Source organism: Niallia sp. FSL R7-0271 (assembly GCF_038005785.1).
Taxonomy (GTDB): Bacteria; Bacillota; Bacilli; order Bacillales; family Cytobacillaceae; genus Niallia.
This window is the reverse complement of sequence record NZ_JBBOTZ010000001.1, coordinates 254,060-280,521: the sequence shown is the minus strand read 5'-3', so window position 1 is coordinate 280,521 and position 26,462 is coordinate 254,060. Positions and strand designations below refer to the sequence as shown.

At 38.3% G+C, this 26,462-nt stretch carries 26 protein-coding genes; 3 read left to right on the top strand and 23 right to left on the bottom strand.

The features are described 5' to 3' along the window. Window positions 1-82 precede the first annotated feature (82 nt). The 7 genes from MKX82_RS01510 to MKX82_RS01480 all read right to left on the bottom strand — a co-directional run bounded on the left by MKX82_RS01510 (window position 83) and on the right by MKX82_RS01480 (window position 6,050). A complete protein-coding gene (locus MKX82_RS01510; protein WP_233316900.1) occupies window positions 83-1,156 on the bottom strand; it encodes an ABC transporter substrate-binding protein in 1,074 nt (357 codons plus the stop codon). Beyond that, window positions 1,153-1,956 (bottom strand): ABC transporter permease, encoded by an 804-nt coding sequence (locus MKX82_RS01505; RefSeq protein WP_233316899.1) that lies wholly within the window; start codon window positions 1,954-1,956, stop codon window positions 1,153-1,155. The genes MKX82_RS01510 and MKX82_RS01505 overlap by 4 nt, the downstream gene beginning before the upstream one ends. Next, window positions 1,953-2,756: an ABC transporter permease gene (locus tag MKX82_RS01500; protein ID WP_233316942.1), complete on the bottom strand. Its 804-nt coding sequence runs from the start codon at window positions 2,754-2,756 to the stop codon at window positions 1,953-1,955. The genes MKX82_RS01505 and MKX82_RS01500 overlap by 4 nt, the downstream gene beginning before the upstream one ends. Then, window positions 2,746-3,852, bottom strand: coding sequence for an ABC transporter ATP-binding protein (locus MKX82_RS01495; RefSeq protein ID WP_233316898.1), 1,107 nt, complete (start codon window positions 3,850-3,852; stop codon window positions 2,746-2,748). The genes MKX82_RS01500 and MKX82_RS01495 overlap by 11 nt, the downstream gene beginning before the upstream one ends. A 23-nt stretch (window positions 3,853-3,875) precedes the next feature. Then, complete coding sequence (locus tag MKX82_RS01490; protein ID WP_233316897.1) at window positions 3,876-4,418, bottom strand: helix-turn-helix domain-containing protein; 543 nt, start codon at window positions 4,416-4,418, stop codon at window positions 3,876-3,878. 199 nt (window positions 4,419-4,617) lie between these two features. Beyond that, window positions 4,618-4,863 carry a hypothetical protein gene (locus MKX82_RS01485; protein WP_233316896.1) on the bottom strand — a complete coding sequence of 82 codons (246 nt, stop codon included), beginning with the start codon at window positions 4,861-4,863 and terminating at the stop codon, window positions 4,618-4,620. Between the two features lie 461 nt (window positions 4,864-5,324). Beyond that, window positions 5,325-6,050, bottom strand: coding sequence for a hypothetical protein (locus tag MKX82_RS01480; protein ID WP_237940575.1), 726 nt, complete (start codon window positions 6,048-6,050; stop codon window positions 5,325-5,327). A 208-nt stretch (window positions 6,051-6,258) separates the two neighbouring features. Here MKX82_RS01480 and def point away from each other — a divergent pair, with 208 nt between their 5' ends. Continuing rightward, complete coding sequence (def, locus tag MKX82_RS01475) at window positions 6,259-6,834, top strand: peptide deformylase (protein WP_341074626.1); 576 nt, start codon at window positions 6,259-6,261, stop codon at window positions 6,832-6,834. Window positions 6,835-6,880: 46 nt separating this feature from the next. Here the strand turns inward: def and MKX82_RS01470 are convergent, their stop codons facing one another. The 4 genes from MKX82_RS01470 to MKX82_RS01455 all read right to left on the bottom strand — a co-directional run bounded on the left by MKX82_RS01470 (window position 6,881) and on the right by MKX82_RS01455 (window position 11,916). Further along, window positions 6,881-7,777 carry a peptidylprolyl isomerase gene (locus MKX82_RS01470; RefSeq protein ID WP_233316893.1) on the bottom strand — a complete coding sequence of 299 codons (897 nt, stop codon included), beginning with the start codon at window positions 7,775-7,777 and terminating at the stop codon, window positions 6,881-6,883. A 181-nt stretch (window positions 7,778-7,958) separates the two neighbouring features. After that, window positions 7,959-9,572 carry a trypsin-like peptidase domain-containing protein gene (locus MKX82_RS01465; protein WP_341074624.1) on the bottom strand — a complete coding sequence of 538 codons (1,614 nt, stop codon included), beginning with the start codon at window positions 9,570-9,572 and terminating at the stop codon, window positions 7,959-7,961. Window positions 9,573-9,818: 246 nt separating this feature from the next. Continuing rightward, window positions 9,819-11,228 (bottom strand): sensor histidine kinase, encoded by a 1,410-nt coding sequence (locus tag MKX82_RS01460; protein WP_233316892.1) that lies wholly within the window; start codon window positions 11,226-11,228, stop codon window positions 9,819-9,821. After that, window positions 11,218-11,916: a response regulator transcription factor gene (locus MKX82_RS01455; protein WP_233316891.1), complete on the bottom strand. Its 699-nt coding sequence runs from the start codon at window positions 11,914-11,916 to the stop codon at window positions 11,218-11,220. Before MKX82_RS01455 ends, MKX82_RS01460 begins: the two co-directional genes overlap by 11 nt. Window positions 11,917-12,091: 175 nt before the next feature. On the opposite strand from MKX82_RS01455, the gene MKX82_RS01450 reads away from it, so the two are divergent. After that, a complete protein-coding gene (locus tag MKX82_RS01450; protein ID WP_233316890.1) occupies window positions 12,092-12,535 on the top strand; it encodes a GNAT family N-acetyltransferase in 444 nt (147 codons plus the stop codon). A 48-nt stretch (window positions 12,536-12,583) separates the two neighbouring features. On the opposite strand, the gene MKX82_RS01445 is transcribed toward MKX82_RS01450, so the two are convergent. The 11 genes from MKX82_RS01445 to MKX82_RS01395 all read right to left on the bottom strand — a co-directional run bounded on the left by MKX82_RS01445 (window position 12,584) and on the right by MKX82_RS01395 (window position 25,149). Beyond that, a complete protein-coding gene (locus MKX82_RS01445; protein ID WP_233316889.1) occupies window positions 12,584-13,474 on the bottom strand; it encodes an ROK family protein in 891 nt (296 codons plus the stop codon). A 92-nt stretch (window positions 13,475-13,566) separates the two neighbouring features. Beyond that, window positions 13,567-14,556 carry a Gfo/Idh/MocA family protein gene (locus tag MKX82_RS01440; RefSeq protein ID WP_233316888.1) on the bottom strand — a complete coding sequence of 330 codons (990 nt, stop codon included), beginning with the start codon at window positions 14,554-14,556 and terminating at the stop codon, window positions 13,567-13,569. 153 nt (window positions 14,557-14,709) lie between these two features. Beyond that, window positions 14,710-15,657 (bottom strand): siderophore ABC transporter substrate-binding protein, encoded by a 948-nt coding sequence (locus MKX82_RS01435; RefSeq protein WP_282581412.1) that lies wholly within the window; start codon window positions 15,655-15,657, stop codon window positions 14,710-14,712. A 270-nt stretch (window positions 15,658-15,927) separates the two neighbouring features. After that, window positions 15,928-16,686 (bottom strand): iron ABC transporter ATP-binding protein, encoded by a 759-nt coding sequence (locus MKX82_RS01430; RefSeq protein WP_233316887.1) that lies wholly within the window; start codon window positions 16,684-16,686, stop codon window positions 15,928-15,930. Beyond that, window positions 16,680-17,636, bottom strand: coding sequence for an iron chelate uptake ABC transporter family permease subunit (locus MKX82_RS01425; protein WP_237940573.1), 957 nt, complete (start codon window positions 17,634-17,636; stop codon window positions 16,680-16,682). The genes MKX82_RS01430 and MKX82_RS01425 overlap by 7 nt, the downstream gene beginning before the upstream one ends. Beyond that, complete coding sequence (locus MKX82_RS01420) at window positions 17,623-18,579, bottom strand: ABC transporter permease (RefSeq protein WP_233316885.1); 957 nt, start codon at window positions 18,577-18,579, stop codon at window positions 17,623-17,625. The genes MKX82_RS01425 and MKX82_RS01420 overlap by 14 nt, the downstream gene beginning before the upstream one ends. Before the next feature lie 248 nt (window positions 18,580-18,827). Further along, window positions 18,828-19,127, bottom strand: coding sequence for a cytochrome aa3 quinol oxidase subunit IV (gene qoxD, locus MKX82_RS01415; protein ID WP_233316884.1), 300 nt, complete (start codon window positions 19,125-19,127; stop codon window positions 18,828-18,830). 3 nt (window positions 19,128-19,130) lie between these two features. After that, window positions 19,131-19,730 (bottom strand): cytochrome aa3 quinol oxidase subunit III, encoded by a 600-nt coding sequence (gene qoxC, locus MKX82_RS01410; RefSeq protein ID WP_245399827.1) that lies wholly within the window; start codon window positions 19,728-19,730, stop codon window positions 19,131-19,133. Beyond that, a complete protein-coding gene (gene qoxB, locus MKX82_RS01405; RefSeq protein WP_233316883.1) occupies window positions 19,730-21,685 on the bottom strand; it encodes a cytochrome aa3 quinol oxidase subunit I in 1,956 nt (651 codons plus the stop codon). Before qoxB ends, qoxC begins: the two co-directional genes overlap by 1 nt. Further along, window positions 21,685-22,629, bottom strand: a complete 945-nt coding sequence (qoxA, locus tag MKX82_RS01400; protein ID WP_233316882.1) for a cytochrome aa3 quinol oxidase subunit II — start codon at window positions 22,627-22,629, stop codon at window positions 21,685-21,687. Before qoxA ends, qoxB begins: the two co-directional genes overlap by 1 nt. Window positions 22,630-23,052: 423 nt before the next feature. After that, on the bottom strand, window positions 23,053-25,149 hold the full coding sequence (locus MKX82_RS01395; RefSeq protein ID WP_251646688.1) for a transglycosylase domain-containing protein: 2,097 nt from the start codon (window positions 25,147-25,149) through the stop codon (window positions 23,053-23,055). A gap of 209 nt (window positions 25,150-25,358) precedes the next feature. On the opposite strand from MKX82_RS01395, the gene MKX82_RS01390 reads away from it, so the two are divergent. Next, a complete protein-coding gene (locus tag MKX82_RS01390) occupies window positions 25,359-25,484 on the top strand; it encodes a hypothetical protein (protein WP_233316881.1) in 126 nt (41 codons plus the stop codon). Between the two features lie 81 nt (window positions 25,485-25,565). On the opposite strand, the gene MKX82_RS01385 is transcribed toward MKX82_RS01390, so the two are convergent. Continuing rightward, the gene (locus MKX82_RS01385; RefSeq protein ID WP_233316880.1) at window positions 25,566-26,423 is read right to left on the bottom strand and encodes a glycosyltransferase family 8 protein; all 858 of its coding nucleotides are present in this window, start codon (window positions 26,421-26,423) and stop codon (window positions 25,566-25,568) included. Window positions 26,424-26,462: the final 39 nt, after the last annotated feature.

The window sequence follows — 26,462 nt, the reverse complement described above, 5'->3', positions numbered from 1 at the left end:
TTCCCTTAGTATTTTCTTCTAATCCAGACTTCATCCACTTATTTACTTCCATAAAAAAATGACTTGGCATAAAGCCAAGTCACTATTTGCGATGCATTTTGAATTCCAGGAACAGATCATTATACTCAGCTAAAGACCGCTGCCCAAGATTCTCATACACCTCAAGTTTCGATGTCATTTCCTCATCTAAATAAAAGCGTTTATCAGAAGTAATTTCTTCCGGCAAGTATTGCATTGCCGCTTTATTTGGCGTCGAATAGCCAACATACTCTGTGTTTTGTGCTGCATTTTTTGCATCAAGCATAAAATTGATAAACTGATGAGCACCATCAATATTTTTTGCTGTTTTCGGAATAACCATATTATCAAACCAAAGATTAGAGCCTTCCTGTGGAACCACATATTCTACCTCTTCATTTTCCCACATGATTTCAGCTGCCATGCCTGACCATAGTACGCCAATCGCTGCTTCTTCGTTTTCTATAAGCATACGAATTTCGTCCCCAACTATTGCTTTAACATTAGGAGTCAGCGTATCCAGCTTCTCCTTCGCTTCCCGCAAATGCTTATGATCTTTGTCATTAAGAGAATAGTTTAAGCTGTTAAGGCTCATCCCCATTATTTCTCTTGCTCCATCTATAAGCATGATTTGGTTTTTCAAGTCACTATCCCATAAGTCATTCCAGGAAGTTATCTTTTTCCCTCCGAGCATTTCGGGATTATACACTATACCTACTGTTCCCCAAAAATAAGGGATGGAATATTTATTATCCGGATCAAATGATAAATTCATGAATCTGCTGTCAATATTTTTGAGATTCGGTAACTTTGTATGATCAATCGGGAGAAGGAGATTCTCCTCTTTCATTTTATCAATCATATATTCAGAAGGGATGGCAATATCATAATTCGTGCCGCCCTGTTCTATTTTAGTCATCATCGCTTCATTTGAATCAAATGTCTCATATATAACCTTTATTCCTGTCTCTTTTTCAAACTTATCGATAAGGTCCGCATCGATATAATCTCCCCAGTTATAGACCGTTATCGTATTTCCACCCGCATACCCTCTGCTGCTGTTCACTTGATGAACAACTGCCATTAGGATAGCTGATAAGATGAGAGCTGCTGTCAGCCCTCTTATTAGCCCCTTCATTTGCTCACCCCCGGTTTATGCCTTCTGACTGTTCGCTTCGCAACGAAATAGTAGCCGATGACAAGCAGCAGTGTAATAAAGAATAGCAAAGCAGAAAGTGCGTTGATATTAAGCGAAATTCCTCTTCTTGCCAATGAATATATTTCTACAGATAAAGTAGAAAAACCATTGCCTGTCACAAAGAAGGTAACTGCAAAATCGTCCAAAGAATAGGTTAGCGCCATAAAAAATCCAGCATAGATACCTGGAGCAATATATGGCAGAATAACCTTCGACAGAACTTCCTTCCAGCCTGCGCCAAGGTCAAAAGCTGCATCCATTAAGGTTGGGCTCATTTCCTGAAGCTTTGGCAGCACCATTATTACCACTATCGGAATAGAAAAGGCAATATGCGACAAGAGAACAGATACAAAACCGAGTTTTATTCCTAAAATAGTAAAGAAAATCAGAAACGATGCACCAATGATAACATCAGGACTTACAATCAAAACATTATTTAAGGACAACACCGTATTCCTTAATCGTTTTCTTCTCATCATGGAAAGACTGATTGCTCCAAACACACCGATAATGGTCGCAATCGATGCTGACAGCAGTGCGACAATTATCGTGTTCAGTACAATCACAAGCAGCCTTGTGTCTTGAAACAGCTCTTTGTACCACTTCCAAGTGAAGCTTTGGAAATCATGCATTGTACCACCGCTGTTAAAGGAATAAAAAATCAAATAAAAGATTGGGGCATATAGAAGAATAAAAATGAAAACTAAATATAGTACAGATACTTTCGATAATTTATTCATCTTATCCCCCTCTCTTTCTTGCTACCTGTTAGCATCATAATCACAATCATGATAATAATCAGGAAAACAGCTATTGTAGAACCCATTCCCCAGTCTTGTGTGATTAAGAAATGCTGTTCAATGGCTGTTCCAAGCGTGATGACTCTGTTGCCGGCAATCAATCTTGTAATCATAAACAGAGATAATGCTGGAATAAAAACAGCCTGGCAGCCTGACTTGACCCCATCTATTGTTAATGGAAATATTACCTTTGAGAACGTCGTCCAGCTCGATGCACCTAAATCTTTTGACGCATCTACAAGACTAGGATTCAACTTTTCTAGTGCATTAAAGATTGGTAATATCATAAACGGAATAAAGATATACACACTGACAAACAGGAAGCTGAAATCTGTAAACAGAATTTGCTGTTTACCAATTCCTAAGAAGTCCAGCACCTCGTTTGCTGCACCATATGTTCCGAAAATCCCTAAAAATGCGTAAGCCTTTAAAAGCAGGTTAATCCATGAAGGCAGTATAATAAGGAGCAGCCATAATTGCTTATGCTTAGTCTTCGTTAATATATATGCTGTTGGATAAGCGATAATCAAGGAGAAAAAAGTGATCAAAAACGCATACCAAAAGGAGTTTAACGTCATTTTCAAGTAAACAGGTGTAAAAAACTTTTCGTAGTTACTGAATGTCAGCTGATCTTCAATATCAAAAAAAGAATAATAAACAATCAGCACCACAGGAGCAATTACAAACAACGCAATCCATAAGTAGTAGGGAATCGTATACCAATTTGCCTTATTTTTCATCATTTGCACCTTCATATGCCTCAAGGCGTCTGTCAAACTCTTCTTCTGTTTCTCCTATTCTCATGACATGAATTGCCTCTTTTTCAAAATCAAGACCAATTTCTTCCCCTACAACAACTTTTTTAGTGGAATGAACAAGCCACTCATTGCCATCCTCATCATATCCGCAAATTTCATAATGAACTCCCCTAAACAGCTGGGAATCTACCTTTACTTTAAGCTTTCCTGCATCTGGTGAAGTAATGTTTAAATCCTCTGGACGGATAACAACCTCCACCGCTTCATTATGGTTAAAGCCTTGGTCGACACATTCAAATGTTTTGCTTGCAAAATGAACGACAAAGTCTTTCTCCATTCTCGCTGAGACTATATTGGATTCTCCAATAAAATCAGCGACAAAACGATTAATCGGCTCATCATAAATATCCGTAGGTGTGCCGCTTTGTTCGATTTTGCCTTTATTTAAGACAAATATTTCATCTGACATTGCTAATGCCTCTTCCTGGTCATGTGTGACAAAGATAAACGTAATCCCAAGCCTTTGCTGAAGTTCTCTCAGCTCATACTGCATTTCTGTGCGCAGCTTTAAATCCAATGCAGAAAGAGGCTCATCAAGAAGAATTATTTCCGGTTCATTTACAATAGCTCTCGCAATGGCCACACGCTGCTTTTGGCCACCTGACATTTCACTTATTTCCCTATTCTCATAGGAATCTAAATTGACAAACCGTAATGCGTCCTTTACTCGCTTCTCTATTTCCTGCTTTTTCAGCTTTTTAATGCGCAAACCGAAGGCAACATTTTCAAAAACATTTAAATGAGGAAATAACGCATAATCTTGAAACACCGTATTTACTTGTCGTTTATTCGCTGGAATTTTATTGATAACTTTATCATTAAAGTAAATATTCCCCTCAGTCGGCTCCATAAAGCCTGCGATAAGGCGCAGAATTGTTGTTTTTCCGCAGCCTGAAGGTCCAAGCAGTGTATAGAATTTGCCTCGTTCTATTTCAAAGCTGACATTCTCTAGCACAGTCGTATTTTGGTCATAGGCTTTTGTTACATTTTCAAACCTTATAATAGATTCACCTGGCATGATATTCTCCTTTTCTCCTAAATTTATAAGTAAGAATCAGTTGCTACAAGCAGCAGTGAGGACTTACCATCAGCGATGTTAAAGAACTGGTGCTCCTCTGTCGCATGGAAATAGATGGACTCCCCTTGTCTTGCTCTGTATTCTTGTTTTCCGAGCTTTAACAGCACTTCCCCTTCCAAAACGAAGGCATATGTTTCAGACAGGGAAGGCTCAAACTTTTTAAATTCACCTTTTTTACTAAAGCTAAGCTTTATTGGCTCCATTTCCTTTTCATTGGATTCCGGTACTAGCCATTGAATATGATAGCCTTTTTCTTCATCAAAAAAGTCTGTTACATCCTCTTCTGTATAAACAACCTTCTGCTTCCTCTCTTCATCATCAAAAAATTCTTTTGGAGAACAGCCTAACACTTCCAAAATATCAAAGAATGTTTCAATAGAAGGAGAGCTTAAATCTCGTTCGAGCTGTGATATATAACCTTTGCTTAAATCTGTCCTTTCCCCAAGCTCTTCCTGGGTCAGACCCTTTTTCAAACGCAAGTTCTTTATCTTTTTACCTATTTCCATATTTTTAACCTACTTTTTTGTTTAGAAATAGTAAACTCAAAGTCATAAAAGTTTACTGAAACTAAACTTTAAGTTTAATTTTACTCCGTTCATTATACAATAATTTGAATGGACTGCAATCCTATTTTAAAAAAACATCCAACATATAAAAAAATGGAGGACTTTGCTTTCGCAAAATCCTCCCACATTGAATAGAAACTTATTCTTCCTCCATTAACGGTCTATACTTTCCATTCTCCACTTTTTCTATTTTCCCGAAATGTATAAGCTTTTTAAGTGAAGCATTACAGTAAGCAGAAGCATCATACGAATCCCTGCCAACTCTTATCCCAATCTCGGTAGGACCTATTCCAGCTTCCTCGTTCTTTTCCTTATACAAATCACACAAAGCGTTGTATATATTCTGATCTTTTTCGGTAATTCGTAGTTTGGAATATTGTTTCAAAATGTATTCCTCCTAATGCTTCTCCCTTATTCGATAATTTATCTAAGCTGACTTCTGTTCATTTCTCTAACCAAAAATGAATGAAAGACAGACCCCTGTAAAATAAGAATACTAATCATTAACGAAAATAACATTCATTTATGCATATTTTTTACAAAAATAGATATTAGGGTTGATAATCTGATTTGTTAATAGGTATTTCATATCATTTCAATATATAGAACACAGGTATAATAGTCTTAATATTTAGTCGATAAATAGCATTAAACTACGCAAATCACTCACTGTTTCTCCTTCCAAATACTCCCTTTATTAAAAAACTGCTTATTCTCTGCCGGTTTATAGTACATTTATCATTTGTTTTAATTTTGCATAAAAATACAATTTTCCACTATAAACCATAGAGAAGACGCTGCTCTTTAAAGCAGCGTCTATAGCTCTGTATTGTAGAATATCGTTATTTAATTCTCTCGTGCTTCTTTGCCTCGATGGTGATGCCCCATCATAGGTCCTTCATGAAATGGCAGCAGCTTAAGCTTTTTCACTTCTTCTGGGTAACTAATCATCATTTCCTTCAACAGTTCTTTCGGTGTTTTATCCTTCGTTTCAATGCCAAGCTCCTTAGCGGCATTTGTAATCTGGACTTCTCTCACTTCATTTGCAAGAGCTCTTAAATCCTTACCCTCTGTTTTAATGTTCAATTTTTTTGCCTCTGACAGTATTAATTGTTCTCTGACTTCTTTACTGAGCTGCTCAAGTGTTTTACCTTCTGTCTTAATATTTAATTCCTTTGCCTTTTGCTTAATCTTTGCTTCGTATAACTCTTTCATCAACGTGCGTGGATCTTTGCCCTCTGTGCTGATTCCCAGCTTTTTAGCTTCATCCTGCAGTCTTTTTTCATGAACCTCTGCAGCAATTTGCTTCATGTCTTTTCCGTCTGTTTTAATACCAAGCTTACTTGCCTCTTTTTTAATTAAAACCTCATGAATTTCCTTTTTTAGCGCTTCTCCGTCTTTCCCGTCTGTTTTTATTCCTAAGCTCTCAGCCATCTTCTTAATGAAGGCTTGGTCCTCCTCAGGCGCCTGATGGTTTATCGGCGGGTTCTCCGGAGCTGCTTTTGCTGTATGTAAAAAGCTAGGCATCATAAAACTAAGTGTTAACAATCCAACTACCAGTATTTTTTTCACATTGCTTCCTCCTTTATTTTCCTTCCCTCCTATCTTTTCCTTCGTTTCATAATTTATGTAATTTTTTATTGTAAATTAACTTGAAGAAAACAGACATTATTTTTATGATGATCCCGTAAGTTAGAATTAGACTTCCATCCATTCTTTTGCTATTTTACTTATATGGTTTTTCGACTATAAAAGGACAATAATGGAGTTGATTAAATACATGAGCAAGTACAATCAATCATATGTAATAACGATGCAGGATATCGTAAGAGAAGGTGATGATATCCTCAGAGAGAAAATGCCTGAACTTTCACTGCCGCCAACCGAGGAGGATAAACAAGAGCTTCTGTGCATGCTGCAATACTTAAAAAACAGCCAGGACCCTAGCCTTGCTAAAAAGTATAAGCTTCGTCCCGGTGTCGGCATCTCCGCAAATCAAATCGGGCTTAACAAAAGGATGTTTGCGGCCTTTATTAAAGGTGAAAATGGCAATAACTTTGAGCATATGCTAATCAATCCAAAAATCATCAGCCACTCTGCAAGCATGATATACCTGCCTGACAGCGAAGGATGTCTCTCTATTGACAGACCTGTCATTGGCTATGTGCCCCGTTTTAAAAGAATTACAGTGAAGGCTTATGATATTAACGGGAAAGAAGTAAAAATTAAACTGAAAGACTATGAAGCAATTATATTTCAGCATGAAATCGATCATTTAAACGGTATATTGTTTCCGGACCATATTAACAGCACTAATCCATTTCAGCTTCCAGATATGGATATCAATCCTCTTTAAGCATAAAAAAGCGACTTTCCCTTTTACAGGAAAGTCGCTTTTTTCATTAGCTTGCACTTGTTGTGCTAGCAGTATCCAAGTTGTTCTTGATGTCGTAGTCAGCTTTTACTTCTTCCAACCATGTGCTGTATTCTGTGTTCATTTTGCTCTCGAACACTGTATCTTTAATTTCATCTTTATGATCGTCCAATTTAGCTTCTACTGCATCTTTATGGCCTGTTACTTTAATGATGTGCCAGCCGTTTGTTGTTTCAACTGGATCACTGATTTCATCTACATCCATAGCGAAAGCAGCTTTTTCAAACTCTTCAACCATTTGGCCAGATGAGAAGTATCCTAGCTCACCGCCGTTTTCTTTTGTTGCTGTATCAGTTGAGTATTCTTTTGCAAGATCAGCGAAATCTTCACCGTCATCAAGCTTTTGCTTCACTTCTTTTGCTGTTTTTTCGTCAGCAACTAGAATATGACTTGCTTCTACTTGCTCAGGAGTGTCAAAGCTTGCTTTGTTTTCATCAAAGTAAGCCTGGATTTCATCATCCGTAACTTCGATTCTTGGCTCAAGCAATTTTTTGATTTTCAAATAGCGCAACAGCTCTTCTTCGATATCTGCTTTAGATGCACCGTTCGCTTCTAATGCAGCATTGAAAGCATCTTCGCCGCCTGAAGATTCAATAAGCTCGTTAAGCTCGTCCTCTTGTTCTTTATCCGTTACCTTAACTTTTTCTTTTTCCGCTTCTAAATCAACTACTTTATTAGCAATTAAAGTCTCAAGGATAGATGTCCCGTATTGCTTATTCAACGCCTCGTTTAAGTCATCTTGCGTGATTTTTTCTCCATCGATAGATGCTACTGTGTTATTCTTCTGAACTAGAATAACAGCAACAACGATCAACGCTATTAGTACTACTGCTAAAATGGGTAAAATGATCTTTTTGTTTTTCATCCTGTGTCCTCTCTAAACTATATTTTAATAAACTAAAACTATCATAATAGATATGACAATTCCACTGCCACATAAAATACATCATACCATAAAAATATTACAAAAATATTAACAAAAATAGAAATCCCATCTGATTTTTAGTAATTTTACCAGATGGGATTTTTAGTATGAAACAAGCCTCTTAATTAGTGCTGCTGCTGTTGCTCGTTAAAGTCAGCTCTACTGTCTTCTTACTGCCATCATGATATACGACCATTTTTACTTTATCGCCGATATCCACTTTCGTATATAGATATTTTCTCAAGTCAGAAGACCCTTCTAGTTCAGTTCCGTTTATGGAGACAATTACATCTTGTACTTCAAGACCTGCTTTAGCTGCCGCAGAGTTAGAATCAATATTTGTTACCATAACTCCTTTTGTTACAGAGTCAGGAAGGTCCTGCAAGTACATCTGCGGAACTTCTTCTAAGCTTGCCAGTCCGACACCGATATATGGACGCTCTACCTCGCCATTTTCAATGATTTCATTGACGATTGGAAGCAAATCATTACTTGGTATTGCAAAGCCAAGCCCCTCTACTCCATCCTCTGAGATTTTCAAGCTGTTGATGCCGACAACCTCGCCTGCAGAGTTAATCAAGGCACCTCCGCTGTTCCCTGGGTTTATCGCCGCATCTGTCTGAATTACGTTAAACTCCCAGTCACCAGCAGATGTGTTAACAGTAATACTTCTGTCCACCGCACTTACAATACCTTGTGTAACTGTTCTCGATAAATCAAGGCCAAGTGGGTTACCGATTGCCCAAACTTGATCACCTGGGCGCAGTGTAGTGGAATCCCCAAAATTAATTACATCCGTAGCATACTTCGCATCAATTCTGACAACAGCCAAGTCAGTAAGGGCATCTGCACCGATTAATTTCCCTTTTGTCTTATCACCGTTATACAGTGAGATCTCTAATGAATTCGCACCTTCTATCACGTGATTGTTTGTAGCAATGTACGCATATTTATCATCCTTTTTAAAGATGATTCCAGAGCCTGACCCTGATTCGACGTCAGTGGACGTGCTTTGGGAAAATTGGCTCGTTGTTTGTTGCTGAACATTCACAATTCCAACAATTGCCTTAGAAGAGGACTCAACCATATCTGCAATGGACGTTGAACTGTCAGAAGTTTGGGCTGATGTAGTCTGTGCTGTTATATTATTAGAGCTAGAGCTGCTATTGCCAACTTTACTACTTAATTCCTCTACCTGTTGTTCCAGCTTTTCATACTGCCCATCAAGCAAATTCGTATGTGGAACAGCAACAAATGTCAATGCAGACCCGACAACACCGGCTGCCAGCAAGGAAAAGAACCCTTTCCATTTAGGACTGCCTGCTGACGGCCGCTCCTTGCTTCTTTTGCCAGAAGGCTCTTCAGCTGTTGCAGCTGCTGCCATTGTTTGCTGAACGTGAATCTGCTTTTGGGCTGCAAGTCTTTCCTCCTCGGCGTCACTTGCCATTTTTTCATATTCACGAGCTATCGCATCTGCCTTATCGAAGTCGGACATACCTGTATTTTGGCTGTCATCCTCCTGATTCTCTGATTTTACTATTGGATTTTCTTCCAGCTTGTTTAAATCAACTGCTTCATCATTCGCTTTGTCTTCTTCCTTTCTTGCCGTAAACTCAGCATTGTTTGTGAGCTCTTTTTGCATTTCAACATTTTGTTCTTCGTTCACACTCTCATTTTTGCTTTCAAAGTCCTGTTCTCCGTTCATATTCTCTTTGTTTTTTTCAAACTCATTCATCGTTTTATACCTCCTATAATAATTACCAACTATGCATCATCTATAAGAAGAAATTAATTATTGTTTTGATTTCATGTTTATATAATAAAACTTATATATGAATAAATTATTAACAAAGTTTTAATAGACCTAGAAAAATTAAGGACGAAATAGAGAATTTCCACCTACTGTTGCTGCAGATAGTAAAAAAGCTCTGATTACGCTAAGCATAAACCTTACTACCCAGCATAATCAGAAGCATCTCTCCTATTTAAATATTGGAAAATAAATCGTAAATCTCGTTCCTGCTCCTTTTTGGCTGCTTACTTCAATTTTCCCATTATGGAACTGTACAAGCTGTTTTACAATCGATAACCCTAACCCAAACTCTCCGTATGGATTATTCGTTCTTGAAATATCAGCCTTATAAAACCTCTTCCAAATATTTTCAATTTCTGCTGGGTCCATTCCAATACCTGTATCTTTGATTTCTATTATTGTATAACTTTCATCCGTTCTGCCTCTTAACCAAATTTCGCCGGCATCTGTAAACTGAATACTATTCTTCGTGATATTCATAATAATTTGAATCAGTCTGTCATAATCGGCATAAATATAAATATCATCCGCCACATCGACATTGATTGCCAAATTTTTCTCGACTGCCTGTGTATAAAGCTGTTCTTGAATAATCTCCAGAACTTCTCCAAGCTGAATTGTTTCCTTCATCAGCACTATCTGGTTGGAGCGAATTTTATCATAATCCAAATTCTCATTCACAAGCCTAATAAGCCTTTTCGTTTCCTGACTCACAAGAGTAATCCCTTTTCCTTTTTCTGCTTCAGGTATCATATTATTATTGAGTCCTTCGATAACACCGCTGATGGTTGTTAGCGGTGTTTTCAATTCATGAGATACATCTGACATGAACTGTCTTCGTCGATTTTCTAAGGCATCTATCTCTTCCTTTGAAATACGCAGACGATCAACCATGGAATTAAAGTCACTCGCTAATTCGCCAATCTCATCAAAGTTCGAGGAGTGAACTCTGACACTGTAGTCTCCAACAGCAACAAGACTTGTTGCTTCCTGCAGCTTTTTAATCCTTCTCACGTGAATTCTCGACAACAATATACTTAACAGCAATGCTACTCCAAATGCAAAAAACACAGAATACACAAGATATTTATTTATTTCATTTATAAGCTGCTTCGAATCACTTAAAGGAGCGGTCAGCAATATTCCACCTTCCACCTCTCCGTTCACACTATAAGGAATAGCAACAAGGGTAACTTCTTGATTGCCCCGTCGTGTACTGCTTTTAATTACTTTATTGTTCTCTCCGTCTTTAATGGCATTCCATTCTTCATCCGTTATATTAATTCTTTTGCCGACAGATGCAATGACATTTTGCTGTGTATCAAAAATCCCGAATGTTACGCCCCTGCTTTTGAGCACATCTGCGTAATTCAGCAGTGTTTCCTGAGCGGAGGTCTGCATTTGGTTTCCTTGAATATCTGTCAGGATGTTGATGCCATAATCATAAAGCTCCTGTCCTTTAATGGTGAGCACGACCTTCTCTACAAAATGAGTGGAGGCAATGCTTACAACTAAAAACGCAACTACTATGACACTGATATGGCTGATCAGCTGCTGGTATAAATACTTAATTCTCATTCATTACCACCGTTTCATCGTATTTATAGCCTACTCCCCACACAGTGTGAAAGAATGGCTGATTATCACGGCCGATTTTCCGTCTCAGCCTTTTAATATGAACATCTACTGTACGATCATCTCCGTAAAATTGAAAGCCCCACACTTGTTCAAGGATTTGATCCCTTGAAAACACTTGTTTTGGATGCTGTGCAAAAAACGATAGAAGGTCAAACTCTTTAGGAGTAAGATTAGGAATAAGCTTGTCTGAAATATATACTTCCCGTGTTTCCTTATTAATCTTAATGATACTCGTTTCTAACGCTTCTTCCAAACTATTTTTATCCTTTACCTGTCTTCTGATTATTGCTTTCATTCTCGCAGTCAGCGCCAACGGACTGAACGGCTTAGTGACATAATCGTCAGCGCCCATCTCAAGACCAAGAACTTGATCAGATTCTGTATCCTTTGCTGTTAACATTATAATCGGCACATTTTGGTCCACTTCTCTAATTTTCCGACAAACTGTTATTCCGTCCATTCCCGGCAGCATCCAATCCAAAATAACCATATCATATTCATTATTTATAAAATGTTTATATCCTTCTAATCCATCATGAAGAAATACTCCATTGAATCCTTCTTTCCCAAAAAACATCTCTAACATAGAGCAAACACCAATATTATCTTCTACAACTAAAACTTTCATATTTGCTGCCCTCCGCCTCTTGCTTTTTTATTTATTAAACCTGCTTTCCTTCCTCTATGCAACAGTTCTTGAACAGGTTTAAATGAATGTTAATGGGTTAGCAATAATTTGTTCATAATTTCAAAATTATGCTTAAGCTTTATAATAAAAGGAAACAACAAAGGAGCTGATGTTTATGCTTATCCATTTAAATCAAGCAGATGAATTAGCTGCAGGAGCTATTCATAAATTACAAAAGCTTTCCTATCAAGTGGAGGCTGATCTTATTGAATATGATGATCTGCCTCCATTAAAGGAGAGCCTCTTTCATATTCAGAACAGCTGTGAAGTGTTTATCGGCTGGAAGGTTAATAAAGAATTGGTTGGTGTTCTTTCTTACGAGGAAACAGAGAATATCCTTCTCATCAGCAGACTCATTGTTCACCCTGCCTATTTTCAGCAAGGCGTAGCTTCAAGACTTCTAAGCAGCCTGTTGGAAAAACGGGGGAAACCAGTTCATGTATGCACTGCTGCGAAGAATACGCCAGCAGTCCGGCTTTACCAAAAATGGGGTTTTGAAATAACGAAGACATTTACACCTGCAGGCGGCCCTGTTCTCGTCCAGCTTGAGATAAAATAATAAAAAGCCTCAGGGAAAAGGGTTTTCCCTGGAGGCTTTTCCTGTTCATTATTTATTTATGCTTTCTTTCCATACACGGCTTGCCAGCAGTATTCCGCCTGTTATACCTGCATTGTCGCCAAGGCCCGGTCTCACAATATAATTGTCTATATCTGAGGAGACTTGGGGAAATTCGATATAGCCATTCAAAAGCTCCTTGAGATTGCGGTTAATATGTGACAAAACATGCTCCTGGTTCATAACCCCGCCACCGAGGATGATTTTTTTCGGTGACAGTATTAATATATATTGCATAAGTGCTTGAGCAATATAATATCCTTCTATTTCCCAGACCTTGTCATTATCGCTTAATTCTATTGCTTTTTTGCCCCATCTTTCTTCAATAGCAGGTCCTGCAGCTAATCCTTCAAGGCAATCTCCATGATAAGGACATCTTCCCTTATAGTTATCTTCAGGATGTCTCCTCACTAGGATGTGACCCATTTCAGGATGTGTTAAACCTTGGAGTAGCTCTCCTTGAACTATTGCTCCTGCACCTATTCCGGTTCCTACAGTTATATAGAGACAGCTGTCAAGTCCCTTAGCTGCTCCAAGAACTGCTTCTCCTAAGGCTGCAATGTTTACATCCGTATTGAAGCCCATTGGAATGGAAAATTCCTTCTTAAGCGCATTTAGTAATGGGTAATCTCTCCAAGCAAGCTTAGGAGTTGTCGTGATGTTGCCATATGTCGGACTATTATTATCTACATCAATTGGTCCGAAAGAGCCGATGCCGATTGCTTCCACTTTATGTTTTTTAAAAAAAGCAATTACCTCTGGCATCGTTTCTTCTGGAGTAGTAGTAGGTATTGAGATACGTTCCTTAATTTCTCCTGTTTCCGTTCCCGCCGCACATACAAATTTTGTTCCGCCAGCCTCCACTGCACCGAATAATTTCATGCATTTTCTCCCCCTTTTCATAATCAGTAAGAACGCTTTCAATATTTTCTCTTAAAATAGCACCAGGCTATTTTAAGTGTCTAAACAAGGATTTACTTTTTATCTGCAGGAAACACAATTCCTGTTTGTTTTCTTACTTCTTCCATTACTTCCATTACAGCTAAGGATAAATCAAGGGAATTTATGGACGATTCTGTCTTCCCTGCAAGGATAGTATCAATAAACTCCTTCGCTTCGTAATACATAGCTTCTTCCTTTTGCTGAACAGAAACATCTTCTCTTTCCCCGTTGCGGAACGCTATCTCTATCTTTTGCGGTGTATTCATTTGATCTATTAAGATATTGCCATCCTCACCTTGGATTTCTGATGGGATAAGGGAGTTTGTGATCTTAGAGTACATTAGCACAATATCCATATCCTTATAGGTCATAATGATGCTTCCTTCTCCATCGACACCGCTCTCAAGCAGATAGCTTGATGCTTTGACAGACTGAGGCTTTCCAAATAAGGCTACCATTGGGTAAATGCAGTACACGCCGATATCCATTAATGCTCCATTAGAGAATTCCGGCTTGAAAGCATTAAGAATATTCCCTTCTTTGTATGCGTCATAGCGGGAAGAATACTGACAATAGCTTGCGAAAGCACGTCTAACTTTCCCTATTTTATGTATATTTTCTTGAATTACCTTGAAATTAGGCAGCATGGTTGTCTTTAAAGCTTCCATCAGCAGCACATTGTTTTCTTTTGCAACCGATATCATTATTTCCGCTTCCTTAACATTCGAAGCGAATGCTTTTTCTGTTAAAACATGCTTTTTATTCTTTAAAAAAAGGATGGACTGCTCCGCATGCAATGAGTTGGGGCTTGCAATATATACGGCATCGACTTGATCACTTTCTGCCATCTCAGTCAGACTTGTGAATATATGTTCTGCATTATACTTTTGCGCAAATGCTTCACCTTTTTCTTTTGAACGTGAATACACAGCAGCTAAAGTGAACTCCTCCACCATACTTGCTGCTTGAATAAATGATTCTGTAATCCAGTTTGTTCCTATAATTCCAAATCGAATACTCATGAAAATCCTCCTTGCCCATCTTAAACATATTTTCTCTTTTATATTTTCTATCGAAAATTATGAAAAAGCAACTCTATAGCAGCATTTTCATAAATTGTAAATGAAAGAACCCGTTCTGCTTATAAGCAAACCGGGTTCCTATCTTAGAAATTATTATTTTGAAATACCAGCATCGATTTCTTTCGCCATTTCTTCTGTAGAAATCAAACCACCGCCAGAAAGGTACCAATAGTTAGGATTTAAGTAGATGATATGACCGTCTTTAGCTGCATCAGTACCGTTAACTAGCTCGTTATCCAATACTTTTTCTGCAGAGGATTCTCCGCCGACAACAGCGCCTCTATCTACAACAAATAGATATTCTGGGTTCTTTTCTGCGATATACTCAAAGGAAATGCTTTGTCCATGTGTTGAAGCCTCAATTTTTTCATCTGCTTGAGCCAATCCAAATACGTCATGAATGATTCCGAATCTTGATCCAGATCCATACGCACTCACACTGCCGTCATTTACTAATACTACTAATGATTTACCTTCTACTGCCTTCGCTTTATCGTTTAATGCTGAAATTGTTTCATCAATATTTGCTAATTCTTCTTTTACTGCATCTTCTTTACCGAAGATTTGTCCAACTAGTTCCATATTGCTCTTAAATGATTCCATATATTTAGTCGTATCAACACCCACATAAACAGTTGGCGCAATTTCGCTTAAGTCTTCATATGCTGCTGATTGTCTGCCTGAAATAAAGATAACATCTGGAGCCAATTCGCTTATTGCCTCTAAGTCTGGCTCTTTAAGTCCACCGACATTTGTATATTTGCTGTCACTGTACTTTGAAAGATACTCTGGAAGGCTGTCTTGTGGAACACCTGCTACTTCTACACCAAGTTTGTCTAATGTGTCTAAGATACCCATATCAAATACAACCACTTTTTTTGGATTTGGATCAACTTTTGTTTCGCCTAAATCATGTTTTACTGTAATTGGTTCTGCTGCTTTTTCATTATCAGATGAACTGCTGCTTGTAGAAGTATTGCCGCAAGCTGCTAATACTGCCATAACTAATGCTATGAATAATATAGATAGTTTTTTCTTCAATTAAGACACCCCTATTATTATATTTAGATTATTTAAATTAAATTGATTGCAATGATAAACAGAATATCCTATGATTGAGATATTAGTATTTTCCTAGTGCATTTTCCTAGAATGTCACACAGAAAAGTACTAATGCTAATGGTAGTGTTATTATGGTTCTTCTGGCGAAGAGACTTATTTTTAAGTATTCCATAGAAACACTGCCTCCTTTCTTTTTATCGAACATCTACCATTAGTTCCGCTTAGCTTTACAGTCATTAATTTATGATTTTAAGCGAAATAGACACAGATTTTATGATCGTTAATCTCCTCAATCTGCATATCCATTTCATAGATATCCTTTAGAACAGCTTGATTGATAATACTGTCTGCTGGACCATTATTAACTAGTTTGCCATTCTTTAATGCCACTATATTGTCAGAATAAACAGAGGCAAAATTAATATCATGAATTACAATGACAACTGTTTTTCCCAGCTCATTTACAAGCCTTCTAAGAACCTTCATGATTTGCACAGAATGCTTCATATCCAGATTGTTCAGCGGCTCATCGAGCAAGATGTATTCTGTATCCTGTGCAATAACCATCGCAATATATGCTCGCTGTTTCTGACCGCCGCTCAATTGATCCAAATATTTATGCTGAATTTCATCAAGCTCCATATACGAAATTGCTTCTGCCACGGCTGTTTCATCCTCTTTCGTCAGTCTTCCTTGTGAATAAGGAAACCTTCCGAAACTTACTAGTTCCTTAACAGTCAATCGTATATTAATATGATTGCTCTGCTTGAGGATGGAAATCTTTTTTGCCAGAATATTGCTTTTTGTAGTGGAGACATCTTGCCCATCAATCAGGACTTCACCGTTGTCAGCTTTAATCAGCCTGCTGATGATGGATAACAATGTGCTTTTCCCGGCACCGTTCGGGCCGATAAAGGAAGTAATCTTTCCTTTTTCGATGGAAAGAGACACATTTTCAAGGACGCTTTTTCCATTGTATTGTTTACTGACATTCTTGACCTCTACCATGCTCTTCTCTCCTTTAACAATAAATAGATGAAATAAATTCCGCCGACAAAGTTGATGATAACACTGATTGTTGTCGAGAATGTAAACACTCTTTCCACTATGAGCAAACCGCCAACAAGGGCTATGATGCTTAACAAGATGGAACCTGCAATGAGTTGGCTGTGTTTATACGTTCTAAGGAATTCTCTTGCAAGATTCACGACGAGCAATCCAAGGAAGGTGATTGGTCCGACAAGAGCAGTTGATACACTGACCAGAATTGCAACTACAACGAGCATATTTCTTACAACACGATCATAATCAATTCCCAGATTGATTGCCTGCTCTTTTCCAAGTGACATTACATCGAAAAACTTGCTGTAGCGTGACACGTAAATAGCAATCACTGCAATTATCACAATACATATTGTCAAAATATCCGTATTTACACTATTAAAGCTAGCAAACATTTTGTCTTGAACAATCAAAAACTCATTAGGATCTATCAGCATCTGCATAAAAGATGACAGACTTGAGAAGAAGCTGCCAAGAATAATTCCAATCAGGAGAAGCAGCAGGATATTCTGACTTCCTTTTCGGAAGAACAAGTAGTAAAGGGCAACTGAGAAAAGAATCATCAGCCCGACTGATAACAGAAAGTTAACATTACTGTTCAACATCGTTAAGCTCTGTGAACCGAAAAAGAAAACTACAAACGTTTGGATAAATAAATACAAAGAATCTAGACCTAGAATACTCGGTGTTAGGATTCGGTTATTAGTGATGGTCTGGAAAACCATGGATGAAAATGCGATACATCCGCCTGTCAGGCATATTGCTAATATTTTGATTGCTCTTCTTGGTATAACATATTCCCAATTCACACTGCTCACCTTTATCAGCATGAATACTGCAATAAGCAGAACGGCTATTATCGCTAGAAGTAAAAGTTTTCTCTTAGGCTGATTCATACGTTCTTCTCCTTATCAATAAATAAAGGAATATGGCACTCCCGATAACGCCAACCATTACACCTATCGAGATTTCATAAGGATAAATGATTATCCGTCCAAGGATATCGCATATCAGCACAAAGTTTGCACCAAGTAATGCTGTGTGCGTTAAGCTGTTCTTCAAGTTATCTCCTCTGTAGAGAGAGACTATATTAGGAATGATAAGCCCTAAAAATGGAATCATACCGACCGTGAGCAGTACAACTGATGAAACAAGGGCAACAATAATCAGCCCAATATTTACCACTCTTTTATGGTTAAGACCTAAGTTCGTGGAAAACTCTTCACCCATGCCGGCGATTGTGAATTTGTTCGCATATAGATATGCGATAATGACGACAGGAATGCTTATGTACAGGAGCTCATATCTTCCTTCCATGATCAGTGAAAAATCACCTTGGAGCCATGATGACATGTTTTGTACAAGATCATTCTTCATAGAAAAGAATGTTGTAATGGAGCTGATGATGTTTCCAAGCATCAAGCCGACAAGCGGGATGAAAATGGCATCCTTAAATTTGATTCGATTCAGTATTTGCATAAACAGGAATGTACCAAGCAATGCAAAAACGAAGGCAACAAGCATTTTAACAATCGGAGTTGCAGTTGTGAACATCATGAGCGCAATAAGAATGCCAAATCTTGCCCAGTCCATCGTGCCTGCTGTTGTTGGAGACACAAATTTATTTCTGGTAATTTGCTGCATAATTAGTCCGCAAACGCTAAGGCTTACACCTGCAATAATAATGCTTATTAATCGGGGGAACCTGCTGATTAATAATATTTCTTTTTGATCCTCTGTCAGCTTAAAGATGCTCAAAGGATTAATATCAATAACTCCTATAAACAAGGAGGCGATTGACAACACTATTAACATGATGGCTAAATATCTTATCTTCATAGATGGTAGATTGAGTCAAAAACCTCTCTCAACTCGCCTCCTTAAAAAGTAATTCTATCTAAAAAAAATTCTCAAATGATTTTCATTATCATTTACGCTCTTAAACTGATTTTATCATTTTTTTGATTATCGTCAATGGTTTTTCTTGAACAAGTTTCCATTTTCCAGTCATTTTATTCTCAATTAGTTCGTTCGTACTAGGCTTAAAACAACAAAAAAACCTCCGATTTCTCGGAGGTTTTTATCAATTAGTAATGAACATGTCCTGATGTCATTACCCAAATAGTTCCTGCTGCAACAACAATCGCACAGAAGAATGCATAAATGATATTAATCATTTGCATTTTGCCTTCACCTTCAGTTAAATGCATGAACATGAAAAGCTGAAGAAGTGCTTGGATAACTGCTAAAGAACCAATAATCCACATGATTGTCACGAAAGGCAGATCTGTATATCTTACAGCACCTACTGTTGCAAAAGTCAGCAATATAGATACGATAAATCCTGCTACGTGACCTGTCGGAAAACTGCTATTATGTTTCGCCATCTATTACACCATCCTTGCTAGATAAACGAATGTGAAGATAAAGATCCACACAACGTCTAAAAAGTGCCAATATAAGCTGATAATAAACGTTTTACGCGCAGTCGTAGGTGTCAATCCACGTTTAACTAATTGAATAATAACTGCAATTGCCCAGCCGATACCGATAGAAACGTGAAGTCCGTGTGTTCCTAACAGTACAAAGAAGCTTGAGAAATATGCGCTTGTCTGCATTTTCGCACCTTCATGAACATAATGGATGAACTCAGTCACCTCGAAGAATACGAAACCAGCACCAAGTAACAATGTAATAACAAGCCATGTTAACAAGCCTTTCAAGTTGTTGCGGCGCATATACCAGATAGCAATACCGCATGTGAAACTACTTGTTAACAGCAGCAATGTTTCAATCATAACGTCTTTTAGTATAAATAAATCTTTAGGAGTAGGTCCATCTGCGAATGCATTGTATAGAGAGCCATGTGCGGCGAACAATGATGCAAATAAGACTATTTCAGCACCCAAGAAAATCCAGAAACCGAAAATGTTCAGACGGTTCTGTTCCGTTTGGTACTCCAACGGTAAAGAAGTATCTACTTTAGCCATTATTTTTCACCCCTCCATGCACGCTCAATTTTCTTAACTTCGTCGACTTTTACGTGGTAACCTTCATCGTAATCGAAGGAACGTACAAGCAAGCCTACGAATATAAAGGCAGCTGCAATTGCTGCTAGAGGAATCCACTCAAATACCATGAAGAATCCGGCAGCTCCAAAGATTACACACATAATGAATGGAAGCCCTGAATTGCTTGGCATATGAATTTCTTCTAACTCGTCTTCTTTTAGAACTAACGCATCTTTATCTTTTTTCTTCATGTGCCAGAAAGCATCTAATGTTTTAACTTCAGGCAGTTGAGCAAAGTTATAGAACTGTACAGGTGAAGCTGTATGCCATTCTAATGTTCTTGCATCCCATGGATCTGTAGAGATATTGCGTTTTGCATAACGTGCACTCCAGTAGATGTTGTACACTAATACTGCGAAACCAGCTGCTAGAATCAATGATCCTACTGCTGAAACTGCGAATAACGGTGCAAATCCTGATTCTGCAGAGAACGTGTAAGAACGTCTAACTGCACCTTTAAGGCCAAGGAAGAACATTGGCATGAATGTTACGTTGAAACCGATATTAAATAACCAGAAATGCCATTTTCCAAGACGTTCGTTCAATGCATGACCGAACATCTTTGGCCACCAGTAATAGAATCCAGCAAATACTGCGTATACTACCCCAGGAATCAACACATAATGGAAGTGAGCCACTAGGAATAACGTATTATGGTATTGATAGTCAGCTGCAGCCATTGCAAGCATAACCCCTGTTACCCCACCGATAGTGAAGGTTGGAATAAATGCAAGTGACCATAGCATTGCAGTCGTAAATTGGATACGACCTTTTCTCATGGTAAACAACCAGTTGAAAATCTTAACCCCGGTCGGAACCGCAATCAGCATTGTTGTAATAGAGAATACGGAGTTAACGACAGGTCCAGATCCCATTGTGTAGAAATGGTGAACCCAAACAACGAAACTCAAAATCGCAATACCAACAATGGAAATAATCATAGATTTATAACCATATAATGTTTTTCTTGAGAACGTAGAAATAATTTCTGAGAACATACCGAAAGCCGGCAGGACAACAATATATACTTCTGGATGTCCCCATAGCCAGAATAAGTTGTTCCAAAGCATTGCATTTCCTCCGCCAGAAACAGTGAAGAAATGTGTACCGAACATACGGTCAAATGTCATCAATGCTAATGCAACTGTAAGGATTGGGAATGCAAAAATGATTAGGACGTTTGTCAATAACGCAGTCCATGTAAACATAGGCATTTTCATTAATGTCATGCCTTTAGTACGCATTTTCAGGATTGTGACAACAAAGTTAATACCTGTCATCAATGTACCTGCCCCGGCAATCTGCAAGGCAATTGCGTAATAGTTGTTACCTACCCCAGGTGTGAACTCCTTACCTGCAAGCGGGAAGTACGATGTCCAACCAGCATCTGGTGAACCACCGACTACGAAAGAAATATTGAAAAGCATTGCTCCAGCGAAAGTCAGCCAGAAGCTTAATGCGTTCAGCTGCGGGAATGCAACGTCACGCGCTCCGATTTGCAACGGAATAACAACGTTCATAAGACCAATTAAAGCAGGCATCGCCATGAACAAGATCATGATAACACCATGTGTTGTAAATACTTCATCATAGTGCTGTGCATCCAGGAACTTCATGTCTGGTGCCGCTGTTTGTGTTTTCATCATTAATCCATCAATACCGCCGCGGAAGAACATCAATACCGCAACAATGATGTACATTATACCAATACGTTTATGATCGACAGTTGTGATCCACTCATCCCAAAGGTAACGCCATTTTTTCAAGTACGTGATTAGAACAACAGCACCAATCATCGTCAATGCGATACCGATTTGGGAACCGAGGATCAACGGATCTCCTTGTACAAGGATTTCATTCCATTTAATGTCCATCAATGCTCACCCCCATCAGTTTTCTCTTCGCTGTCTGCATCTTCATGATCGAAGATTTTACCTTGATAACCATGAACTTTGTACAATTCAGGGTTCAAGTAGTAGTTAGAAGTTCCGCCTTTTCCATGGTCAATCCACTCTAAATGAGTATTAGAGAATGTCATGCGCCCTAGATGAGTCGGCTTCAACAATTCTTTATATTTATCTTCTGTCAACTTAGGTGCAGTATCTTTAACTTCATCAACCCAAGCATCGTAATCGTCTTGTGTTTCAGCTTCTACGTTGAATTGCATCTCTGCATATCCTTTACCGTTGAAGTTTGTATTTTGTCCTAAGTATTCTCCTGTATGATCCGCAACTAAGTACAACTCAGTTTCAGCTCCATACATTGTGTACTTTTGCCCAGCAAGCTGTGGAACCCAGAAAGATTGCATTGTTCCAGCAGAAGTCAATTTGAACTCAATCGGAACACCAGCAGGAATTTTTACATAGTTAACAGTTTCAATTCCTTCTTCCGGATAGCTGAAAATCCATTTCCAATCTGCAGATGTTACATTAATCACAACTGGTTCTTGATCTTCATAATTCTTCGGAATATCCTCTACTGCATAAATAGTTTTAACAGTTGGGATAGTCAAAGCAATGATAATTAAGAAAGGAATAACTGTCCAGACAATTTCAAGCACTGTGCTTCCGTGCTCCTCTGGCGGCTCATAGCCTTCGTTTTCCGGTTTAGCGCGGTATTTCCAAACAATGTACGCGAACAAACCAAAAACAACTAGTACGATAATTGTCATAAAAATAAGCGACCAGTTGATCAAATCCATTAAGCTCTTAGCAACAGGGCCCTTAGGATCAAAAACAACCATGCTTTCACAGCCGCTCAGTACAAAAATTGGCAAAATCGCTAGAAGTGATAATAACAAGCCTTTTTTTGACTTCAATTTAGTGCATCTCCTTCCAATTTAACTTTAAATGTTAAAATATTCACAGAATGTTCAAGATTTAGACATAGAACATTCATTTTAAATAGGTAAAATATCTATTATTACTACCTGTATGATGATATCATATCTCGAAGCCTGTAAATGTGACAAAAATCGTAAGGATAAATTTACCAATTGTCATAATTGATTTACCCCTAAATCTAGCAAACATTTTCCAAGAAGATACCAACTCAGTAATTATAGCAGATGTGGCTATGAAAATCTATGTCCATAAACTTGTCACATATACTTTTTTAAAAGGATATTGAACCATTTTTAGCCAAACTAAACGCTTCTATTATATATACTCTTTTTTTCCTTTAAAAATTGGCACAAATCATATAAAGGAGGCTGGAACATTGTGTTCCAGCCTCCTTTATTTTATTGACCCATTATTTCATTCCATTTATTCTTGAGCTTATCACTGATGATGCCTGCGTCCTCTTTCATTTCATCCAATACTTGGCCCCATTTGGAAGAATTCTCTTCAATGGTAGTCTGTATCTCTTTCGCTTTTTCCTTGATTGCTTCTTTTGTTTCCTCTACTTTCTGTGTTCGCTCAGTCTTGCCAGCAAGCTGGTCACTTACAGATATTACAGAGAAATTTTCTGGTTCTACATACTGTACTGCTTGATCCATAATCGTTTTAAAAATCGGCACAACATCTCCAGAGCTTTTACTCTTTAAATAATGCTGCTCATCTGTTTTATCATACCCAAGCCACATCGCTCCAACTAGATTTGGTGTATAGCCTACAAACCATTGATCCTTTGTGCCAGACAGATTAGCATTGTCTAATTGAGTCGAGCCTGTTTTCCCAGCAATCTCAAAGCCTGTAACCTTTGCTCCTTGGCCTGTTCCTGAATCTATAACATCCAGCAGCATCGAGGTCATATCCTCTGCGACGGATTTTGATGTTACTTTAGTCGACTTCGACTTATACTCTGCAATCACATTGCCTGTCGGTCCGACGATTTTAGTGATTAAATGTCCTTCCATCCGAACGCCATCATTCGGAAATGTTGAGTACGCTTCTGCCATCTGCAGCGGCGACACTCCCTCATACATTCCTCCAAGCGCAATACCTAAATATTTATCTTCTTTCTCATCATATGGAATGCCGAATCTATTTAATGCATCTAGCCCTTTATCAATGCCAATTTTATCTAAAAGCCAAACAGCAGGAACATTTAAGGACTTCTCTAACGCCTCATACATTGGCACTTCTCCTTGATATGTTTTCGAGAAGTTTTGCGGCTCATAGTTACCCTTTTTAAACGGCTCATCCTTCAAAATGGAGGTTGTCTTATAGCCCTGTTCCAATGCGGGGGTGTAAACTGCCAGCGGCTTCATTGTCGAACCAGGCTGCACCTTAATTTGTGTAGCTCTGTTTAATCCTCTGAAGACTTGTTCGCCTCTGCCTCCAACAAGACCTCTTATACCGCCTGTCTCGGGGTCGAGCAGCACAGCCCCGCCCTGTGCGCTTGTTCCATCACTGCTCGATGGGAAAAGCGCATCGTTTGCAAATGTTTTTTCAAGTGTTGATTGGAGATTCTGGTCCATTTCTGTATAAATTTTATACCCTCTAGTCAGAATTTCCTCTTGAGTAAGACCATACTCGGAAATTGCTTCACTTATAACGGAATCAACAAAATAAGGATAATCTCTGTCAATGAACGAACCTCCGCCGTCCTCTAGAACAATCTTTTCAGCGACAGCATCCTTATATTCATCTTCTGTAATGACATTTTCTTCTTTCATTTTCCCTAACACTACATTTCTTCGCTTGATGGCACCATCATAATTTTTGTACGGATCAAGAGAAGATGGAGCCTGTAAAAGCCCTGCAAGCAATGCTGCTTCGCTTATGGAAACATCCTTGATATTCTTGTTGTAATATTTTTTGGCTGCTTGATCAATACCCCAAGCACCGCTGCCAAAATAAACATGATTTAAATACATCTGCAGAATTTCATCCTTGCTGTAGTGCTTCTCTATTTCCACAGCCAAAAACAATTCCTCTGCTTTTCGTTTGTATGTTTGTTCAGAAGATAACAGTGCATTTTTTGTCAGCTGCTGGGTGATCGTGCTGCCCCCGCCTGTTATACTTCCAGCAAGCAGGTTTTTAAAAAACGCTCGCGTTATCCCTTTCAAATCAAAGCCATTATGGCTGTAGAACCGCTCATCTTCAATAGAAACGACTGCACCCGGTACATAGTCCGGCACATCCTTAAGCTCAATGCCTTCTGTCCGTTCTGTCTTTATCTCCGTTGCCTCGTCGCCGTCTTTATCATAAATAACAGTAGCTTGGCTAAGCCCAGCCTTCAACGTACTTACATTTGCCTGACTTGCTAAATACATAAAATATAATATAGAAACTAGAACAAATAATAACAATGCTAAAAGAAGAATTTGTGTTAAATGTCTTCTTTTCCAAAACCGCCAGAACATCTCCAGCAGGGATTTGATTTTCTCCATCATTTTACCCTTTCCTTTGCTTATTTCTCTATACTTTCTATTTAGACGTATTTCCGTCTTAAATTGTTGCATCTCATTTAATAAAAACTATATGCTCTTTCTTCTGCAAATACAATATTTATTATAGCCAAAATACAGGACTCTGCCTCATTTTGGCTTGTTTATATACACTTATTGCAGGGAATAGATAAGAAAAAGGAGTGATAGATATGAAAAAAATGATACGTACAGTCATTAAATGGGCTCCTGTCATCTATCCTATCGTAAAAAAGATGATGGATAAAAAGAAGCAATCTAAAGGAAGTACTCGCTCTAGATCACGAATGCCTAACTAAATAAAAGACATTAAAAGAGGCCGAAACTTAAGTTTCGGCCTCTTCTATATAAAAAAAGCTGAATTTATCAGCTTTTTCCCTTTAAAAATTCTTAGCGCTTGTCCCTTGCTCTAATCCAGACGCTGTTTTAGCTAAGAAATGATAGTATGTCTTTTTATATGGATGAACATAGCCTTTAAGCCACGGTTTTTCCTCTCCGCAGAAATGAACGATGGCAGGTTTGCTAAAGGCTTCTTGCTTTTTAATTTCATCTATAAACTCTAATCTCCTCTGTTTTAACAATAAATACGCCTGAGCATTCCATTTTGGATGAAGCTCCAGCCACTTATTGCAAAGCAATGTATTAAGAATATCTTGGTCATGGTATTCTAGCTGCTCATCTGTTGCATTCTTAATATACTCAAAGGCTTTCTCTGTAATTTGGTTCTCACGCCAGTTTTTTAAGTCGATAAGCATGATACCAGCATTGAAATAATTGGCTTCCTCACTGACACCGAGTGTTGCTAATCTGTCATGAAGTCCACAATCTATTACAGCCGCAGCTATGTTTGGAGAAATATCCTGATCATAAATGGAAGAGACATCTTCAAGCACAACAGTGTCGCTGTCAATATAAAGCACCTTTTCAATATCTGGTTCTGAAATTAAATCAGGAATGGAAATACGATAATAGGAGGCTTTTGTGATATGTCTGCTTTCGACTGCATTTTCATATTGTTTTGGATCGACGTCCAGGAATTGTATGGAAGTTTGGTACGGGGCCACAGTGTTTTGCAGCCATTGTTTGTTCTTCTCCGTTATGCCGCCATTAAGGACATACAGCTGCACCTTTCTGTTTTTTTGTGTGTTTTCTAGAAGTGAGACAAACATTACTCCTAGATGGGGAACATAATTATCATCTGTTGAAGAAACTACATGGATAGTCTTGCTAGAATTCATTACTACTCGCTCCTTTCTATTTGCTAATAATTTACCCTT

What these genes read in the sequence shown, in the direction of transcription:
- MKX82_RS01510 (WP_233316900.1), bottom strand. Translation starts at nt 1,156, where the DNA reads ATGAAGGGGCTAATAAGAGGGCTGACAGCAGCTCTCATCTTATCAGCT.
- MKX82_RS01505 (WP_233316899.1), bottom strand. Translation starts at nt 1,956, where the DNA reads ATGAATAAATTATCGAAAGTATCTGTACTATATTTAGTTTTCATTTTT.
- MKX82_RS01500 (WP_233316942.1), bottom strand. Translation starts at nt 2,756, where the DNA reads ATGAAAAATAAGGCAAATTGGTATACGATTCCCTACTACTTATGGATT.
- MKX82_RS01495 (WP_233316898.1), bottom strand. Translation starts at nt 3,852, where the DNA reads ATGCCAGGTGAATCTATTATAAGGTTTGAAAATGTAACAAAAGCCTAT.
- MKX82_RS01490 (WP_233316897.1), bottom strand. Translation starts at nt 4,418, where the DNA reads ATGGAAATAGGTAAAAAGATAAAGAACTTGCGTTTGAAAAAGGGTCTG.
- def (WP_341074626.1), top strand. Translation starts at nt 6,259, where the DNA reads ATGAGCAAGTACAATCAATCATATGTAATAACGATGCAGGATATCGTA.
- MKX82_RS01470 (WP_233316893.1), bottom strand. Translation starts at nt 7,777, where the DNA reads ATGAAAAACAAAAAGATCATTTTACCCATTTTAGCAGTAGTACTAATA.
- MKX82_RS01465 (WP_341074624.1), bottom strand. Translation starts at nt 9,572, where the DNA reads ATGAATGAGTTTGAAAAAAACAAAGAGAATATGAACGGAGAACAGGAC.
- MKX82_RS01460 (WP_233316892.1), bottom strand. Translation starts at nt 11,228, where the DNA reads ATGAGAATTAAGTATTTATACCAGCAGCTGATCAGCCATATCAGTGTC.
- MKX82_RS01455 (WP_233316891.1), bottom strand. Translation starts at nt 11,916, where the DNA reads ATGAAAGTTTTAGTTGTAGAAGATAATATTGGTGTTTGCTCTATGTTA.
- MKX82_RS01450 (WP_233316890.1), top strand. Translation starts at nt 12,092, where the DNA reads ATGCTTATCCATTTAAATCAAGCAGATGAATTAGCTGCAGGAGCTATT.
- MKX82_RS01445 (WP_233316889.1), bottom strand. Translation starts at nt 13,474, where the DNA reads ATGAAATTATTCGGTGCAGTGGAGGCTGGCGGAACAAAATTTGTATGT.
- MKX82_RS01440 (WP_233316888.1), bottom strand. Translation starts at nt 14,556, where the DNA reads ATGAGTATTCGATTTGGAATTATAGGAACAAACTGGATTACAGAATCA.
- MKX82_RS01430 (WP_233316887.1), bottom strand. Translation starts at nt 16,686, where the DNA reads ATGGTAGAGGTCAAGAATGTCAGTAAACAATACAATGGAAAAAGCGTC.
- MKX82_RS01425 (WP_237940573.1), bottom strand. Translation starts at nt 17,636, where the DNA reads ATGAATCAGCCTAAGAGAAAACTTTTACTTCTAGCGATAATAGCCGTT.
- MKX82_RS01420 (WP_233316885.1), bottom strand. Translation starts at nt 18,579, where the DNA reads ATGAAGATAAGATATTTAGCCATCATGTTAATAGTGTTGTCAATCGCC.
- qoxD (WP_233316884.1), bottom strand. Translation starts at nt 19,127, where the DNA reads ATGGCGAAACATAATAGCAGTTTTCCGACAGGTCACGTAGCAGGATTT.
- qoxC (WP_245399827.1), bottom strand. Translation starts at nt 19,730, where the DNA reads ATGGCTAAAGTAGATACTTCTTTACCGTTGGAGTACCAAACGGAACAG.
- qoxB (WP_233316883.1), bottom strand. Translation starts at nt 21,685, where the DNA reads ATGGACATTAAATGGAATGAAATCCTTGTACAAGGAGATCCGTTGATC.
- MKX82_RS01395 (WP_251646688.1), bottom strand. Translation starts at nt 25,149, where the DNA reads ATGGAGAAAATCAAATCCCTGCTGGAGATGTTCTGGCGGTTTTGGAAA.
- MKX82_RS01390 (WP_233316881.1), top strand. Translation starts at nt 25,359, where the DNA reads ATGAAAAAAATGATACGTACAGTCATTAAATGGGCTCCTGTCATCTAT.
- MKX82_RS01385 (WP_233316880.1), bottom strand. Translation starts at nt 26,423, where the DNA reads ATGAATTCTAGCAAGACTATCCATGTAGTTTCTTCAACAGATGATAAT.